A 16,668-nucleotide genomic window follows, 5' to 3' on the forward strand; every position below is an offset into this window, starting at 1 on the left:
GTATACGAGGAGTGTTCTGATGGCCGGCAACCCCGATTTTGGTCTGTTCAAGCTCGGCGAAGAGCACGACGAGCTACGTGCGGCGATCCGGGCTCTTTCCGAGAAGGAGATCGAGCCCCACGCTGCTGATGTCGATGAGAACTCCCGCTTTCCCGAGGAGGCGCTGGCTGCGTTGACGGCCTCGGGTTTCAACGCGATCCATGTGCCCGAGGAGTACGAGGGTCAGGGTGGGGACTCGGTGGCTGCGTGCATTGTGATCGAAGAGGTCGCGCGGGTGGATGCGTCGGCGTCGTTGATCCCGGCGGTCAACAAGTTGGGCACCATGGGCCTGATCTTGAAGGGCTCTGAGGAACTCAAGCAGCAGGTGTTGCCATCGATCGCGTCGGGTGAGGCGATGGCCTCGTACGCATTGTCCGAGCGTGAGGCCGGTTCGGATGCGGCGGCGATGAAGACCCGGGCCCGCGAAGAGGGCGACAACTGGGTGCTCAACGGGTCGAAATGCTGGATCACCAACGGCGGGAAGTCCACCTGGTACACGGTGATGGCGGTGACCGATCCGGAGAAGGGCGCCAACGGTATCTCCTCGTTCATGGTCCACAAGGATGATCCCGGGTTCACCGTCGGTCCGTTGGAGAAGAAGCTCGGCATCAAGGGTTCACCCACGGCCGAGTTGTATTTCGAGAACTGCACCATTCCTGGGGATCGGATCATCGGGGCGCCGGGCACAGGGTTCAAAACCGCGCTCGAAACTCTCGATCACACGCGTCCGACGATCGGCGCGCAAGCGTTGGGCATCGCACAGGGCGCTCTGGATCAGACGATCGCGTATGTCAAAGAGCGCAAGCAGTTCGGTAAGACGATCAGCTCGTTCCAGGGTGTGGAGTTCATGCTCGCGGACATGGCGATGAAGATCGAGGCCGCCCGTTTGATGGTGTACACCTCGGCCGCTCGGGCCGAGCGTGGTGAGAAGAACCTCGGCTTCATCTCCGCAGCGTCGAAGTGCTTCGCCTCTGATGTGGCCATGCAGGTCACCACCGACGCGGTGCAGTTGTTCGGTGGCTACGGGTACACCCGCGACTTCCCCGTCGAGCGCATGATGCGTGATGCCAAGATCACCCAGATCTACGAGGGGACCAACCAGATCCAGCGAGTGGTGATGTCACGCGCACTACTGCGCTGACCCACGTCAGAAATCCTCCCGCGGTCTGATGTTGGGGCACCCGCCCGGGCGCTAGATTGACGAACATGGACTTCCAGCGGATCTTGCAGCGCTGGAACCGCTTCGCCGAACCGCGTCGGCTGCTGCTCGACTCGCTGCTGGCCGCGGCGCTGGCGTTGCTCAGCGTCGTTCCCGAACTGTGGGAACACATGGGTACACCGCTCGTGTGGCGTATCGCGGTCGGCACGATCGTCTGTGTCGCCGTCGCGTTCCGCCGGACCCGCCCCGACGTCTCCGGTCTCGTCATCGCTGCTGCGGCCTTCGCGCATCTGGCGGTCGACGAAAGACTCAGTCCAGCGGTGATGGTGACCGCGGTGATCAGTATCTATTCGATGGCCGCCTACGGTTCGACACGAGGCACCCAAGCCGCATTGGCCCTTGGCCTCGTCGGTTGTGTGCTGTCGTCGGGACGCCTGTACTCCGCAGCCGACGACACGGCCGCGTATGAGTTCACCGCGCCCGGTGCGGTGAGTCTGGGTGTCATCGCCGTCGGCATCTGGGCCACCGGTATGTTGCGGCGCACGCGACTTCGGGAAGTGCAGGGACTACGTGAGCGGGCCCGCCTGCTGGAACTCGAACGGGCACAGGAAGCCGAGATCGCCGCCATCGGCGAACGCACCCGGATCGCGCGCGAGATGCACGACATCATCGCGCACACGCTCACGGTGGTGATCGCGCAGGCGGATGGCGGCCGATATGCGGCGCAGCAGGATCCGGCGCAGGCCGTCAAGGCGCTGGCCACCATCGCCGACAACGGGCGCCAGGCCCTCGCCGACATGCGGTCGCTGCTGGGGGTACTGCGTGACGACGGGCCACGCGAGATACGGGCGGTGCCAGGCATCGCCGACATCCCCGAACTCGTGGAGTCCGTGCGGGCCGGGGGTTTGCCGGTTCGACTGGACTCTTTTGGTTCCGCTCGCGACGTTTCGGTGGGATGCGGGCTGACGGCCTATCGAATCGTGCAGGAATCGCTCACCAACATCCTCAAACACGCGGGGCTCGGAGCCTCCGCGGACGTCGGGTTACATTGGCAGAGCGATGAATTGACGATCATCGTCACCGATGACGGTCGAGGCGTCGCCCCTACCATCGGTGATGGCGAGCTGCGTCCGGCCGGCGGAAAGGGGTTGCTGGGCATGCGCGAACGCGCCGAACTACATGGTGGGACGCTGCAGGCCGGCCCCCGTGACGACGGACCCGGATACCGTATTCGCGCGTCGCTGCCCACCGGGGAGGTTCGATGACCGAGGTGATCCGGGTAGCGCTTGTCGATGACCAGGCGCTGGTACGTGCGGGTTTCGGAATGGTCATCGATTCGCAGGCCGACATGACGGTGGTGCTCGAGGCATCCGACGGTGCCGCAGCCGTGGAGACTCTGCGCCGAACCCCCGCCGACGTGGTGCTCATGGATGTCCAGATGCCAGGCGTCGACGGCATCGCGGCCACCAGGCAACTGCTCGCCGAGCAGGAAACGGGTGGGTTGGGGCAGCACCATGTACCGAAAGTCCTGGTACTGACGACGTTCGACACCGACGAGTACCTGCTGGCCGCAATCTCCGCTGGTGCCAGCGGGTTCCTGCTCAAGGACGCGCAACCGGAAGAGCTCTTGGCCGCGATCCGAACGGTTCATGCCGGTGACGCCGTGATCGCGCCGCGGTCCACCCGACGCCTGCTGACCCACGTGGCGGGAACCGCCGCGATGCCGACGCCGCCCGCACCTGCCGGCCACGCCACCGTGGTGCCCGACCTCGTCGATCCGCTGACCCCCCGGGAGACAGAGGTGTTGCGGGCCATCGCTGTCGGGATGACCAACGGCGAGATCGCCGCGGACTTTCATCTGTCCCTCGCCACGGTCAAGACGCATGTCGGCCGGGTGCTCACCAAGACAGGGTCACGCGACCGTGTGCAGGTGGTGTTGTTCGCCTTCCGTACCGGGATGATCGGGATCGACGACATCCTCACCCTCCACCGGTAGGTTCCTCTTCTCGTCCTGGAGGACCACGCCGGGTACGGAGGGTCATCCCGGGGGCTGACCGGACGATCTGCAGATGTCCGCCCGCACGTCGATGTGTGGACCTCCTGCTCCGAAATAGGTTTGTGCCACAACGCAAGTCGGCGTGTGACACGAGAGGTGGGGCCAATGTCAGATCCATACGCGGCAAGGACCATTGCATTACAGAAGACATACGGGCACGGGGACGCGGCGGTTCATGCGCTGCGAGATGTGAGCGTGGACATCCCCGTCGGCAAGTTCACGGCCATCATGGGGCCGTCGGGGTCCGGCAAGTCGACGCTGATGCACTGTCTCGCGGGACTGGATACCGCAACGGCGGGAACGGTGTTGATCGGGGACACCGATCTGTCGCGATGCAACGATTCTCAGCGGACCCGGTTGCGGCGCCGAGAGCTGGGCTTTGTCTTCCAATCGTTCAACCTGTTGCCGGTGCTGACCGCGCGGGCCAACATCCTGCTCCCGCTCACCCTGGATCGGCGATCTCCCGACGAGCTGTGGTTCGACGAACTGGTGGCGGTGCTGGGAATCGGGGATCGGCTGGACCACAAGCCGGGCGAATTGTCCGGCGGGCAGCAGCAACGCGTCGCGATCGCCAGGGCGTTGCTCGGCAGGCCGCGACTCATCCTCGCCGACGAGCCGACCGGCAACCTCGACAGCAGGTCGGGCGCGCAGGTGCTGTCGCTGCTGCAGAGCAGCAGCCGCCGCATCGGCCAGACCATCGTGATGGTGACCCACGACCCTGTGGCCGCGAGCTATTGCGATCAGGTGTTGGTGATGGCCGACGGACGGATGGTGGACCGAATCCTCGCACCCACAGCAGATTCCGTGTTGGCAGCGATGCGTGGTCATGGCACCGATCAGGTCTCTGTGGGTGACCCACGATGAGGGGAGTAGCACTGGCCCAATTGCGGGCACACAAGGGACGCTATGTGGCGTCGGTCTTGGCGGTGGCCATCGGTGTGGCATTTGTCGCCGCGACACTCACACTGACCGCGACGTCCACCGAATCGGTGCGCGCGTCGGTGGCAGCACAGTTCTCGACAACCGACGCGGCGGTATCGGTACCGTCCGAGTTCGCAGATCAGACGGGAGAGCAACTGGCGAATGTGTCCGGCGTACAAGCGGTTGCCGTCGACCGTAACCGCTTGGTCAGCGTGACCAGTGGCACGAAGACGTACTCGCAGGTGGAGCTGACCGCACTGGCAGACGACGAGCAGTTGCGATGGCAAAAACTGACGGTCGGCGTGTTCCCACAGGGCGACCGTCAGGCGTTGGCATACGCGGGCTCGAACTTCGCTGTTGGACAACGGCTTTTCGTGCGACCGGACGTCGACACCGCCACCGACCGGACCGCTGTGGAGATCACCGTGGTGGGTCTGGTCGAGCGTGGTGACGCCACGTCAGGCGTGCCGCAGTTGTTCGCGCCCGGCGCCGCCGTGTCCGCGGTGGACTCCGGGCGGAGCGATGATCGAGATGATGTGGTGATCAGACTCGCGTTCGCGGGGGACACCGACCCGGCGTCGGTCATGACTGCGGTGGACGACGTGGCCTCGACCGTCCCAGGGGCCGAGGCCATGTCGGGTGAGGCTGCCGCCGACCGGGTGGTCCAACAGTTCACCGGAGGGTCGGTGATCCTGGCCTCCGTGCTGCTCGTGTTCGCCGCGATCACCGCCATGGTGTCGTGTCTGGTGATCGCCAACACCTTTGCCGTACTGATCACCTCACGAACCCGGGAACTCGCGCTGCTGCGTTGCATCGGGGCAGACGCATCCCAGGTGCGGTCCGGCGTTCGGATGGAGGCACTGCTCCTCGGTGTCGTGGCCTCGGTGGCAGGTGTGGTCCTCGGGATCGGAGGTGTCGCGCTGGCCACCTGGGTGACCCGGATGACCGGTGCCGAGTTGCCGTTGACCCACTTGGCGATCCCGTTCACAGCCGTGCTCGTGCCCGTCGTACTCGGCGTGGTGATGACGCTGCTCGCGGCCACCGTCCCGGCGCGACTGGCGACAAGGGTCTCCCCGCTGGCGGCCTTCACCACTGTCGCCTCGTCGGAGCCGCGCGGCCGTAACATCTTCCGGATCACTGCCGCCACGGTTCTGGTTCTCTTCGGCACCACTGTGTTGATCTGGGGGATCGGACAGAAATCGGTTCCCGCAGCAGCATTGGGCGGCGGTGCGACGTTCCTCGCAATCATGCTGTCCGGTGTGGTTCTCGTGCCGCCGATCGTCCGGGCAGCGGGATCGGCTGCCGCACTGTTGCTTCGGCGCACGGCCGCGGGACCGGTCGCCGAACTGACGGGCGCAAACGCCGGGCGGGCTCCACGGCGCACGGCCGCAACGGCGTCGGCCCTCATCATCGGCATCACCCTGACGACGATGATGGTGGTGGGCGCGCAGGTGGTGCGGTCGAGCGTGAGCACGTTGATCTCCGACATGCACCCGGTCGATCTGATCGTGTCGTCCGGTACGCCGCTGTCGGCTCCACTGGTCGAGTCGATCCGGACCACTGAAGGCGTGGCTGCGGCAGTTCCGTTGACCCGTACGAAGATCGATGTGAACGGGGTCGCGCTGAACATCGCCGCCGTGGACAGCTCGTCCTTGTCTGCGGTGATGAGGTCGGGCAGCGCCCCCACCGCGGATGAGATCGCGCTGGCATCAGAAGATCAAGCGCTCGCGGGCGTGCAGGGCGGTGAGCGGGTGACCGTTCTGGCCGGAGGGATCACGAAGACGATGACGGTGGTCGAAGGCGAAGCCGGTTCCTTCGCGGATCGCGCATCGGTGGGCGGGGCGCCGGTTCCGACCGGGATGGCCGTGCGTCTGTCCTCCTTCGGGACGGGCAGCGCGGACACGGTCACCACCCTGCGTGATCTTGTCGCCGCCTCGTCGCCCGACGCGACCTTCTCCGGCGGTGTGGAAACCCAGCAGCAGCTCGACGACATCCTCACCCTGCTGTTGCGGATCGTATTGGCGCTGCTCGGTGTCGCCGTGGTGGTTGCTCTCATCGGTGTGGGAAACACCATGGCGCTGTCGGTGATCGACCGCCGACGTGAGAATGCGCTGTTGCGGGTGATCGGCCTGAGCAGCCGGGGGGTGCGTGCGATGCTCCTGGGCGAAGCCACGATCATCGCTGCGGTGGCGTCGGTCGCGGGAGTGGCTCTCGGTACCACCTACGGGGTGGCCGGCGCGGCCGCGATCGTAGGCGCTGACCGCGTGTCCATACCCGATCTTCCGTGGGTCGAGATGGTGGTGATCGTGGTGGTCGGTGGACTGGCTGGGCTGCTCAGTGCAGCTCTGCCCGCCAGGCGCGCGTTGCGCGCCGATCCCGCAGCCGCGCTGTAGTACACGGCCCGGGCGGGCCGGGTCGGCTTGACAAGAAATAGAACGCGTGTTCGAATCTGGGCATGCGGTGGGAAGGGCAGTTGCTGGACGCCGGAGACGAGAAAGAGGCGAGCGATCCGTCTCCGGCGCTGCCCGGCCTGAGTCGCGCAGGGCTGGTCCGGTCGGTGCGCACCCCCGACTTCGACGGGGTCACGTTCCATGAGGTGCTGTGCAAGAGCGCGCTGAACAAGGTTCCGGAGAGTTCGCAGGTGCCGTTTCGCTGGACCATCAACCCGACCAGGGGCTGTCTCCATCAATGTGTCTACTGTTTCGCGCGTACCACCCACGAATACCTCGATCTCGATGCCGGCCGTGACTTCGACACCCAGATAGTGGTCAAGGTGAATGTCGCGGCGGTGCTGCGAAAAGAGTTGATGCGCAAGAGTTGGAAGCGTGAGCCCGTGGCTCTGGGAACCAACACCGACCCCTACCACCGGGCTGAGGGCAGGTACCGGCTGATGCCCGGCATCATTCGCGCGCTCGCCGATTCGGGTACGCCCATGTCGATCCTCACCAAGGGCACGCTGCTGCGTCGCGATCTCAAACTCCTTGCGGCAGCAGCCAAATCGGTGCCGGTGTCGGTGGGCGTCTCGCTGGCGCTGCTCGACGAGACCCTGTGCAAACAGGTCGAACCCGGCACGCCCTCGGCCCGTGCGCGCCTCGATCTGATCGAGGCTGTCCGTGAGTCCGGCCTGGACTGCCACGTGATGGCCTCACCCATCCTGCCCATGCTCAGCGATTCGCGCGCAGACCTCGACAACCTGTTCGCACACCTGGCACAGGTGGGTGCAACGTCGGTCACCGCGTTTCCACTGCACCTACGCGGATCTACTCGGGGCTGGTACATGTCGTGGCTCGCCGAGCACCATCCTGCCCTGGTCGGCAAGTACCGCCGGCTCTACGGTCACGGCGCCTACGTGGCCCCGGAATACCGAACGTGGTTGCGCGACAGGGTTGATCCGATGCTCGAGCACCACGGTCTCAGCGGCGACCGGCAGTCCGGCCTGCGTGAAGCGGTACGCGAGGCAGCGGCGGTCGAGACCCCGCAGCCGACGCTCTTCTGAACGGGTTCGGTCCGGACGATCCCGCGGCGTCGGAGCCGACGTCGGAGTCTGACTCCGCTCACGACAACGTCGCGGCGACCTTCTCGCTGCTCGCCCGGGCGGCCATCTTCTCCAGGTCCGGATTGGCAACCTGCACAAGGGAACCGCCGGCCACCAGGGTGGCGAGCAGGTTGACCACGAGGTTGTCGGCGCTGTCCCAGTGCCGGCTCGACATGATGCGCGATCCGGCGACGATGCCGGCCTCGGCGGCAAAGGTGGTGGCTTCGGTGATCACGTCGTCGACCGTGCGGTCGTCGAGAGCGAGATCACCGGGTCCACCGGGCCGGAACTGGTCCCCGTGCACGCGCACCGAGGCCGAGTAGTCGGTGAGCCCGATCGGCAGGTCACGCAACGGCATCCCGAACGGATCGAGTGAGACGACGGCGATCTCCGGCGCACCTTCCACCCGCTCGAGCGACGCCATCGAGCAGAACGCAAGTGCTGCATCGTCGGAGTAGCCCACCCGTACGTGCAGACCGGCCCACCAGGCGCCGAGTAGAACCGCGGCACTCTGCCAGTGCGCGGGCAGGTCGACCGCCACCACATCACCCGGCATCAGCCCGAACTCGTCGCGCACGAGGTTGGCCGTCTTGGCTGCCCAGTTCGCCGCGGTGATGGCGGAGAGTTCGGTGCGCTCGCCGGTCGCGTCGTCGTAGTAGGTGATCAGAGGCTGCGAGCCGTCGCTGGACAACGCCGGGTTCAGCGCGGCATCGGTGAGAGTGGTCAATTCACGCACTCCGGTCCGGTGCCGCCGGCGGTGATCGCCGGAGCCGGTGGGGGCGTTGTCGCCTCGGTGCTCTGGCTGTCCTGCTGACCGTCGTCGACGATCGAGCCCGGACCGCTGTAGGTGTCGGTGAGAATCACCCGAACCGTGTTCGGTGCCAATGTCTTGTCCTCTTTCACGGGTAGTCCGCCGAGTTGGCCCGCAACGGCTTTCGCTCCGGCATTGTCGGCCGCAGCCGCAAGTACGGTGCTGTCGGTGGACGGGTTGGTGGCATTGCCGGTCTCGCCGGTCCGGAACCCCTTGGATGCGACGATCTTCGACACGTTGGTGGCAAGACCGTCGACGGTGCCCGAGTTGATCACGTCCACCGTGTATTGGCTCGGCACGAACTTCTTTTCGCCCGTACCGTTCTTCTCTCCGAGCAACCCATCGGTGAATGCCTTGACGGCCGCCGGGTCCACCTCGACCACGCTCTGGGTGCCGTCGTCGCTCCAGCCTTGCTCGGTGACCACCGGGATGGTCGCGAACTGCACGCGTCCGCCGGACAGATCCTTGAGCTGCTCCACGAACTTGATGATGTCCCAGTCCTGGTCGATCACCACCGAACGTGACACCGCGTTCTCGAGATCGCCGAGTTTTCCGGGGTTGGACAAAGTGCCTGCCGACAGCACCTTCTGGGCCAGCGATGCCATGAAGACCTGCTGCCGCACGATGCGGTCGAGGTCGCCGCGGGGCAGATCGTGGCGTTGCCGGACGAAACTCAGCGCCTCTGGTCCGTCGAGTGTCTGGCGGCCGGCGGGGAAGTCCGCACCGGAAAACGGTTCGGAGACCGGCGCCTTGAGGCACACGTCCACACCGCCCACCGCGTCGGTGAGCAGGACGAAGCCGAGTAGCCCCACCTCGGCATAGTGGTCGACCTCGACACCCGTCAGGTCGGCGACCGTGGTGATGAGTGCGTCGCGTCCCGCCTGGACGGACTTCTTGTCGGCCTGCTCGAGATCCATCCCGTCGTTGACCAGGGCCTCGCGCCGGGCTTCTTTGGATGAGCCGTACGCCGAGTTGATCTTGGTCTTCCCGATGCCGGGCACCTCGACGTATGAGTCGCGGGGGATCGACATGGCCGTCGCGGAGGACCCGTCGTTCGGGATGCGGATCAACAAGATGGTGTCGGTGTTGGTCGCCACCTCGTCAGCGGAGTGCAGTTGCGCCAGTTCTTTTTCCGACAGCGGGTTGCCCTGGGCATCGGTTCGCGAGTCGGTGCCGACCATGAGGATGTCGACGGCTCCGTCCTTACCGCTGCCCAGGCTCAGACCACCCAGTTTGGTGATGCTGTTCTCCAGGTCGGTCATCTGGTTCCACGCATATCCGGTGGCGATCAGCACCAGCACCGACACGCCCGCCGCGATGATGCGCGTCAGCGGTCGCCCAGAGTGTGCCGGAGTAGGGGAGGCCGGCGCCGGTTCACGCGGCGGTCGCCCGCCCGCGTCGGCGCGGGACCTCGGTGCCCGACCCGGTTGATCACGGCGCTGTGACCGTGCGACCCGTGCACTCGGTGGGGAGGCGCCGTCTCCGCGCCTGGGTCGGGGCGCGTCGGGGGGCAGGGGGTCGCGCGGCACCCGTCGGCGTGAGGTCTCATCGGCTCGGGGCCTACGGGGAACGTCCGATTCGGTGCCGCGGGGACGTCGCCGTCCGCCGGTGGGACCCTCACCTGGAAGGGGCCGCTGATGACGGCCGCCGGTGGAGTTGAGGCGTCGCCCGCCTGACGGTCGATCCGAAGATGGACGGTCCACGGCGGTGAGCGCTCCTAACGGGTAGTGGACGGATGGCATCGGATGGAGCACGCCGCATCACCGGGAGAGTGCACCTGTTGAAGTAGTGGCAATGTTACGTGCGAACCTGTCTCCGCTCTGGGATGCCGGAAGCGGCGTGTACCGGACCGCCGCGACGCGCAGGAGTGTGAATCTCGCCGTGCGAATGGCAGAGCACCTACGCAACCGGACATGATGGACCCATGGGTACAGGTGTGCGCTCTGTCATCGTGACCGGCGCCGGGGGGCAATTGGGCAAACAGTTGAGTACGCGCGCCGAGGGCGCGGTACGTGCTTTGACGTCGGCCGATCTGGACATCACCGACGAGGAGTCGGTGCAGTCGGTACTCGGTGACATCGGCCCGGGGGACGTGGTGATCAACTGTGCGGCCTACACCGCTGTCGATGCCGCCGAAGACGACCGGGAGACCGCGATGGCGGTCAACGGCAAGGGGCCCGGCCACATCGCCCGGCTCACCGCCCGTACGGGTGCGCACCTCGTCCACATCTCGACCGACTATGTCTTCACGGGGGTTGCGTCGGGCCCGCTCGAACCGGACGACCCCACCGGCCCGGCCTCGGTCTACGGCATCAGCAAACTCGCGGGGGAGGAGGCGGTGCGGTCGGCGGACGCCGACGCCACGATTGTTCGCACCGCATGGGTGTACACCGGCATGCCCGACTCGTCGGACTTCGTCAGCACGATGCGCCGACTGGAATCGCAGCGCGACACCGTCTCGGTGGTCACCGATCAGGTCGGTTCCCCGACGTACTCCGCCGATCTGGCCGACGGGCTGCTCGAACTCGCCGAACAGGTCGTCCACGGCGACTCGGGGGCCCGGAGAGCGACGCTGCACGCTTCGAACGCCGGCAGCTGCAGCTGGTTCGATCTGGCCCAGGCAGTCTTCGCCGAGATCGGGGCCGATCCGGCCCGGGTCCTGCCCACCACCTCCGCCGATTTTCCTCGGCCCGCGCCCCGCCCCGCGTATTCGGTGTTGTCGGGACGGGCGTGGCAGGAGGCCGGTCTCACCCCGCTGCGAGAGTGGCGGTCGGCGTTGTCTGCGGCGCTGCACGTTCGGTGAGCTCGGACGACGGACTGTCCCACGGGGTGCCCGGCGACCCAGTGGTCTCCGGTTACGCTGAGCCGGTGACGACTGAGCCGGTTCCCGAGCGATTCGCAGTGGTGACGGTGACGTACTCGTCAGGCGAGTATCTGTCCCGTTTCATCCAGACGCTCGAACACGCATCGACCACCCTCCCGACGGTGATCCTCGCCGACAACGGTTCCGATGACGGCGCCCCTGAGGCGGCCGCAGAGAAGTACGACCACGTGTCGCTGCTGTACACGGGCGGAAACATCGGCTACGGAGGCGCGGTCAACCGCGCGGTCGCCGAGATCGATCCCTCCATCGAGTTCGTGGTGGTGGCCAATCCCGATGTCGAGTGGGGGCCCGGTTCCATCGATCAACTCCTCGAGGCAGCAGAGCGATGGCCGCAGGCCGGGGCACTGGGACCGCTGATCCACGAGCCCGACGGCAGCATCTATCCGTCGGCCCGCCGGGTGCCCGACATCGTGTCGGGGACAGGGCACGCGGTCCTCGGAACGGTCTGGAAGTCCAACCCGTGGACTGCCGCCTACCGGCAGGCGGACGAGGACATCTCCGAGCGGCCGGTCGGGTGGCTGTCCGGGTCATGTCTGCTGCTCCGTCGTCGCGCGTTCGATGCCATCGACGGATTCGACTCGCGCTACTTCATGTACATGGAGGACGTGGACCTCGGCGACCGGCTCGGCCGCGCCGGCTGGCTCAATGTCTACGTGCCAGACGCGGAGGTCCTGCATGCCAAGGGGCACGCCGCCGGCCGCAATCCCGAGCTGATGCTCCCCGCGCACCACCGCAGTGCCTACCGATTCCAGGCCGACCGTCACCCGCATTGGTGGCAAGCGCCCCTGCGGCTCGCACTCCGTGCCGGTCTCGGTGCGCGCTCGGCGGTTGTCGTGGCTGCGGCAAAACGAGCTCAACGACGTGAGAAGTCCCCAACCGGATCGGCGAAAGGTACTCCGTGACCACCATCGACACCGCCCAGACGACCAACGACGACCCGGCGCGGCACAGCGACGTCCAGGCGGTGATCTTGGTGGGCGGCAAGGGAACCCGCCTGCGGCCACTCACCCTGTCTGCCCCCAAGCCGATGCTCCCGACCGCGGGACTTCCGTTCCTCACCCACCTCCTCGCGCGGATCAGCGCGGCGGGGATCACCAGGATCGTGCTCGGCACCTCGTTCAAATCCCAAGTGTTCGAACAGTATTTCGGTGACGGATCGAAGATGGGGTTGTCCATCACGTACGTCCACGAGTCCGAGCCACTCGGTACCGGCGGCGGCATCCGTAACGTGCTCTCCGAGCTGACCGCGGAAAACATTCTCGTGTTCAACGGAGATGTGTTGTGCGGCACCGACGTCCGGGCGGTTCTCGACACCCACCAGACCTCCGGGGCGGAGGTGACCCTGCATCTGGTCCGGGTGGGCGACCCACGTGCCTTCGGGTGTGTGCCGACCGACGACACCGGCAGGGTGACCGCATTCCTCGAGAAGACCCAGGATCCCCCGACGGACCAGATCAACGCGGGCTGCTACGTCTTCAAGCGGTCGGTCATCGAGTCCATCCCGGACGATCGGCCGGTGTCGGTGGAGCGTGAGGTGTTCCCGCAACTCCTCGCCGACGACCACCATGTCCAGGGCCACGTCGACTCCGGTTACTGGCGCGACATGGGAACTCCCGAGGACTTCGTGCGTGGCTCGGCCGACCTGGTCCGCGGGATCGCGCCTTCGCCGGCACTCACCGGTCCGCGCGGCGAATCGTTGGTGCACGAAGGCGCCGGCGTGGGGCCGGGTGCACTTCTGATCGGCGGCACAGTGGTCGGACGCGGTGCGGAGATCGGTGCGGGCGCACGCCTCGACGGCGCCGTGATCTTCGACGGAGCCGTGGTGGAGGCCGGCGCGGTGATCGAACGCAGCATCATCGGCTTCGGCGCGCGCATCGGACCCCGCGCCCTCGTCCGCGACGGGGTGATCGGTGACGGCGCCGACATCGGGGCGCGCTGTGAGTTGCTCCGTGGCGCGCGTGTGTGGCCTGGTGTGACCATCCCCGACGGTGGCCTGAGGTTCTCGACCGATGTCTGAGACGTCTCCCAGCTTCAAACGCTTTGTCGCCATAGGAGATTCGTTCGCCGAGGGCGTGGGAGACGTCGAACCCCGCTGCCCGAACGGGGTGCGCGGCTGGGCCGATCGGGTCGCGGAGGTGATGGCCAGGGAGGACCCCGAGTTCCGGTACGCGAATCTGGCTATCCGCGGACGGCTGATGCCCGCGGTACTCGGCGAACAACTAGAGCCCGCCCTGGCGATGAAACCGGACCTGGCGACCATCTGCGCAGGGGCCAACGATCTGCTTCGTCCCAGCGTCGACATCGACGCGTTGATCGAGTCGTACGACGCGGCGGTCGGCCGGCTCCAGGACGCAGGCGCGACCGTGATCGCTTTCACCGCGTACGACACCGGAGGGAAATCCGTCTTCGGCGCACTGCGCGGCCGGTTCGCTGTCTTCAACGAGTTGCTGCGCGAGGTCGTGGAGGAGCGCAACCTCGTGCTCGTCGACTTCTGGCGGATGCGGATCTTCCGCGAGCGTCGCATGTGGGAGTTCGACCGGATGCACATGTCGTCGGCCGGCCACGTCTACATGGCGATCGAGGTGCTGCGGGCGCTCGGCATCGAGCACGATCTCGTCCCGGTGGATTTCGGTCCGGCGCAACTGGTCTCGCCGACCCAGCGGCGCCGCGAGGGTCGTCAGTGGACGGTCGAGTACGCGATCCCGTGGGTCGGCCGTCGACTCCGTGGGGTCTCCACCGGCGACACGATCGCACCGAAGTATCCCGAGTTGACCGCGATGGCGCCCAGCGCCGACTGACTCGACCTCCCGCTAACCCTCGGCAGGTGGGGCAGACCGCTCAGCCGAGGTCCGTGCGTGCCTTGGCCGCTGCGAGCAGGCCCCGGCCGAGCGGGATCACCACCGGGAGCAGTGTGTCGTCATCGGCGATGAGCAAGGCGCCCTCACGCGCGGCCTGGGCCGCGGGATCGGTGCTGGCAGGATCTGCGACCGTGCCGTCGGCCGACGCGTTGTGCACGATGAGGATTCCTCCGCCGCGCAGCAGACGCAGGCCCTCGGCGACGTAGCGCGGTTGATCGGTCACCGCGCCGTCGACGAACACCAGGTCGTAGCTCGCGTCGGCGAGGCGGGGGAGCACCTCGGCTGCCCGACCGTTGATCAACCGGGTCCGCGACGCGCTGATCCCGGCGGTGGTGAAGGCAAGTCTCGCTGCCCGGTGGTACTCGGCCTCGGCGTCGATGGTGGTCAGGACGCCGTCGGTCCGCATGCCATTGAGCAACCACAGCCCGCTGATACCTGCGCCGGTACCCACCTCGACAACCGCTTTCGCATCGACCAATCGCGCCAGCAGCGACAGGGTTGCACCGACTGCCGGGGTGATCGCCGGCGCACCCAACTCGTCGGAACGTTCACGAGCGAGGCGCAGTGCCTCGTCTTCGACGATCGCGGATTCGGCGTAGCGGCTCAGCACGGCCGGGTCGATGGCGGGACCGGACGCTCCGGACGGGGCAGTCGCATCTGGATCGGCGGGGGAGCTGTGGTCGGACACAGGGTCGAGGTTAACTCCGGGGTCACCGATAGGGTCGCAGGCGCGCTGAGCAGCGATTCTGCCGCAGCGAGGGCCGCCACACTCTCAGGTAACACTCAGCCCGCTCATAGTGCCCGCACACCCCCGTCGGACAAGGTCATAGGGGAACAACGAGGCAGGCTTTGATGTTGACCGAACTGGGTATGAATACTTCAGCGAATCAGCTAAAAGGGTGCGAACCAATGACCGTCCACCGACGGTCCGCGGAGAAAGTGGAGCTGACCGTGGCTGATGTCAACCGAGACGCCGACAACACCGGGACCGACGCAGTCGTGGGCGAGTTCGATCTCGCCCGGGAAGACGCGGTCGATGCGGTGGTGCCCGAGTCCGGGACGGCGCGGTTCGATGCCACCGGTGACACGGCTCTGATGCCGGCGTGGGACGACCTGGTTCGTGAACATGCCGACCGCGTGTACCGCCTCGCCTACCGGCTTTCCGGTAATCAGCACGACGCCGAAGACCTCACCCAGGAGACATTCATCCGGGTGTTCCGATCGCTGTCGAGTTACCGGGCCGGAACGTTCGAGGGCTGGCTGCACCGCATCACCACCAACCTGTTCCTGGACATGGTGCGTCGCCGCAACAAGATCCGCATGGAGGCACTGCCCGAGGACTACGAGCGCGTGCCGGGCAACGACCCCAATCCCGAGCAGATCTTCCACGACGCGAACCTCGACCCCGACCTGCAGACCGCCCTCGATTCGTTGGCCCCGGAGTTCCGTGCAGCGGTGGTGCTCTGCGACATCGAAGGATTGTCGTACGAGGAGATCGCCGCGACGCTCGGAGTCAAACTCGGAACAGTCCGTAGCCGGATCCACCGAGGTCGCCAAGCCATCCGAGACAACCTCGCGGCCAGCGGCCACCACTCCGGTCGATCGGTTCTCGCTCACGATTTCTGAGCGCGGTCGCCGGACATCGGGCGCGTTGATGGGAACTCCGCCGCCGCGCTGACCGTTCTTCTTCCAGGAAATCCGTCCGTTTCGATGGGTTTCGTGCGGCGTGGAATGGCCGCAGTCCGTACAGTCGAGTCCGGGCATCGAGTAGACGGCAGCGGAAGGGGCGATCGTGATGAGCGACCACACACCCGACGACTCCGCCGACGAGACGGTCGACGCGCGAGACGAGTCCAGGGGCATGCGCAATCGGCGCCGCGTCCTGGGGTGGTTGCCGACCTCGGCGATGGTCACCACCAACAAGAACTATCGGGCCCCCGGCACGCAGGGTGGTCGCAAGTTCCTGTCGACCGAACACCTCGCGACCGAGGCTGTCGCTGCTTACGTCGACGGCGAATTGCGGATGAACGCCTACATGCGAGCGTCTCAGCATCTCGAGATGTGTGCCCAGTGCCGTGCAGAGGTCGAGGCGCAGAGTGCGGCACGGTCGGCGCTCCGGCGCTCCGGCGAGATCCCAATGCCTGCGCGACTACTCGGCGAACTCAATCAGATCCCGACGCGGGAGATCGACCTCCGCGCGGCAGGTGATGCCGGTACGCAGGCCAAGGCCGATTCCCACCTCGACGCACCCGGATTCCCCGTTCATCGCGGTCAGCGGCGACGCGATCGTTAGCGACTGTGCCAGGTAGCCTCGGTGAGGATCTCACCGGCGCCGCCGGAGTGATCCTCCAGCGATCAGCCGCAAGCGAGGGGTTCGAGTTTTTCATGACACCGGTGACACGGGC

The 16,668-nt window shown here is 66.5% G+C and carries 15 protein-coding genes; 12 read left to right on the forward strand and 3 right to left on the reverse strand.

Going from position 1 to position 16,668, the window contains the following annotated elements:
* Positions 1-19: 19 nt before the first annotated feature.
* The 6 genes from WIMU1_RS21275 (at position 20) to WIMU1_RS21300 (ending at position 7,671) form a co-directional block, all read left to right on the forward strand.
* Positions 20-1,180, forward strand: a complete 1,161-nt coding sequence (locus WIMU1_RS21275) for an acyl-CoA dehydrogenase (protein ID WP_062800163.1) — start codon at positions 20-22, stop codon at positions 1,178-1,180.
* Positions 1,181-1,245: 65 nt separating this feature from the next.
* A complete protein-coding gene (locus tag WIMU1_RS21280; protein ID WP_062800165.1) occupies positions 1,246-2,463 on the forward strand; it encodes a sensor histidine kinase in 1,218 nt (405 codons plus the stop codon).
* Complete coding sequence (locus WIMU1_RS21285; protein ID WP_174548763.1) at positions 2,460-3,194, forward strand: response regulator transcription factor; 735 nt, start codon at positions 2,460-2,462, stop codon at positions 3,192-3,194. The genes WIMU1_RS21280 and WIMU1_RS21285 overlap by 4 nt, the downstream gene beginning before the upstream one ends.
* 165 nt (positions 3,195-3,359) lie before the next feature.
* Positions 3,360-4,118, forward strand: a complete 759-nt coding sequence (locus WIMU1_RS21290) for an ABC transporter ATP-binding protein (protein WP_062800167.1) — start codon at positions 3,360-3,362, stop codon at positions 4,116-4,118.
* Positions 4,115-6,568 (forward strand): FtsX-like permease family protein, encoded by a 2,454-nt coding sequence (locus WIMU1_RS21295; RefSeq protein ID WP_084248450.1) that lies wholly within the window; start codon positions 4,115-4,117, stop codon positions 6,566-6,568. Before WIMU1_RS21290 ends, WIMU1_RS21295 begins: the two co-directional genes overlap by 4 nt.
* 62 nt (positions 6,569-6,630) lie before the next feature.
* Positions 6,631-7,671: an Rv2578c family radical SAM protein gene (locus tag WIMU1_RS21300; RefSeq protein WP_062800171.1), complete on the forward strand. Its 1,041-nt coding sequence runs from the start codon at positions 6,631-6,633 to the stop codon at positions 7,669-7,671.
* A gap of 58 nt (positions 7,672-7,729) precedes the next feature.
* Here WIMU1_RS21300 and WIMU1_RS21305 read toward each other — a convergent pair whose 3' ends face one another.
* Together WIMU1_RS21305 and WIMU1_RS21310 are read right to left on the reverse strand one after the other, a co-directional pair.
* Positions 7,730-8,437, reverse strand: a complete 708-nt coding sequence (locus WIMU1_RS21305; RefSeq protein WP_062800316.1) for a TIGR03089 family protein — start codon at positions 8,435-8,437, stop codon at positions 7,730-7,732.
* Complete coding sequence (locus WIMU1_RS21310) at positions 8,434-9,828, reverse strand: LCP family protein (RefSeq protein ID WP_307715431.1); 1,395 nt, start codon at positions 9,826-9,828, stop codon at positions 8,434-8,436. The genes WIMU1_RS21305 and WIMU1_RS21310 overlap by 4 nt, the downstream gene beginning before the upstream one ends.
* 617 nt (positions 9,829-10,445) lie before the next feature.
* Here WIMU1_RS21310 and rfbD point away from each other — a divergent pair.
* From rfbD to WIMU1_RS21330, 4 genes are all read left to right on the forward strand, one after another.
* Positions 10,446-11,324, forward strand: coding sequence for a dTDP-4-dehydrorhamnose reductase (gene rfbD, locus WIMU1_RS21315; protein ID WP_062800172.1), 879 nt, complete (start codon positions 10,446-10,448; stop codon positions 11,322-11,324).
* Positions 11,325-11,389: 65 nt separating this feature from the next.
* The gene (locus WIMU1_RS21320) at positions 11,390-12,307 is read left to right on the forward strand and encodes a glycosyltransferase family 2 protein (RefSeq protein ID WP_062800320.1); all 918 of its coding nucleotides are present in this window, start codon (positions 11,390-11,392) and stop codon (positions 12,305-12,307) included.
* A 5-nt stretch (positions 12,308-12,312) separates the two neighbouring features.
* Positions 12,313-13,422, forward strand: a complete 1,110-nt coding sequence (gene manB, locus WIMU1_RS21325) for a mannose-1-phosphate guanylyltransferase (RefSeq protein WP_051406504.1) — start codon at positions 12,313-12,315, stop codon at positions 13,420-13,422.
* Entirely contained in the window at positions 13,415-14,203 is a 789-nt protein-coding gene (locus WIMU1_RS21330) for an SGNH/GDSL hydrolase family protein (RefSeq protein ID WP_062800174.1), read from the forward strand. The genes manB and WIMU1_RS21330 overlap by 8 nt, the downstream gene beginning before the upstream one ends.
* A 40-nt stretch (positions 14,204-14,243) precedes the next feature.
* On the opposite strand, the gene WIMU1_RS21335 is transcribed toward WIMU1_RS21330, so the two are convergent.
* The gene (locus WIMU1_RS21335) at positions 14,244-14,951 is read right to left on the reverse strand and encodes an O-methyltransferase (protein ID WP_084248452.1); all 708 of its coding nucleotides are present in this window, start codon (positions 14,949-14,951) and stop codon (positions 14,244-14,246) included.
* A 311-nt stretch (positions 14,952-15,262) separates the two neighbouring features.
* Between WIMU1_RS21335 and sigE the strand changes: the two genes are divergently transcribed.
* Positions 15,263-15,889: an RNA polymerase sigma factor SigE gene (gene sigE, locus WIMU1_RS21340; RefSeq protein WP_062800323.1), complete on the forward strand. Its 627-nt coding sequence runs from the start codon at positions 15,263-15,265 to the stop codon at positions 15,887-15,889.
* A 169-nt stretch (positions 15,890-16,058) separates the two neighbouring features.
* Positions 16,059-16,556, forward strand: a complete 498-nt coding sequence (locus WIMU1_RS21345) for a zf-HC2 domain-containing protein (RefSeq protein ID WP_084248454.1) — start codon at positions 16,059-16,061, stop codon at positions 16,554-16,556.
* Positions 16,557-16,668: the final 112 nt, after the last annotated feature.

Origin of the sequence: Williamsia muralis NBRC 105860 (assembly GCF_001598915.1) — a bacterium.
Classification (GTDB): domain Bacteria; phylum Actinomycetota; class Actinomycetes; order Mycobacteriales; family Mycobacteriaceae; genus Williamsia; species Williamsia muralis.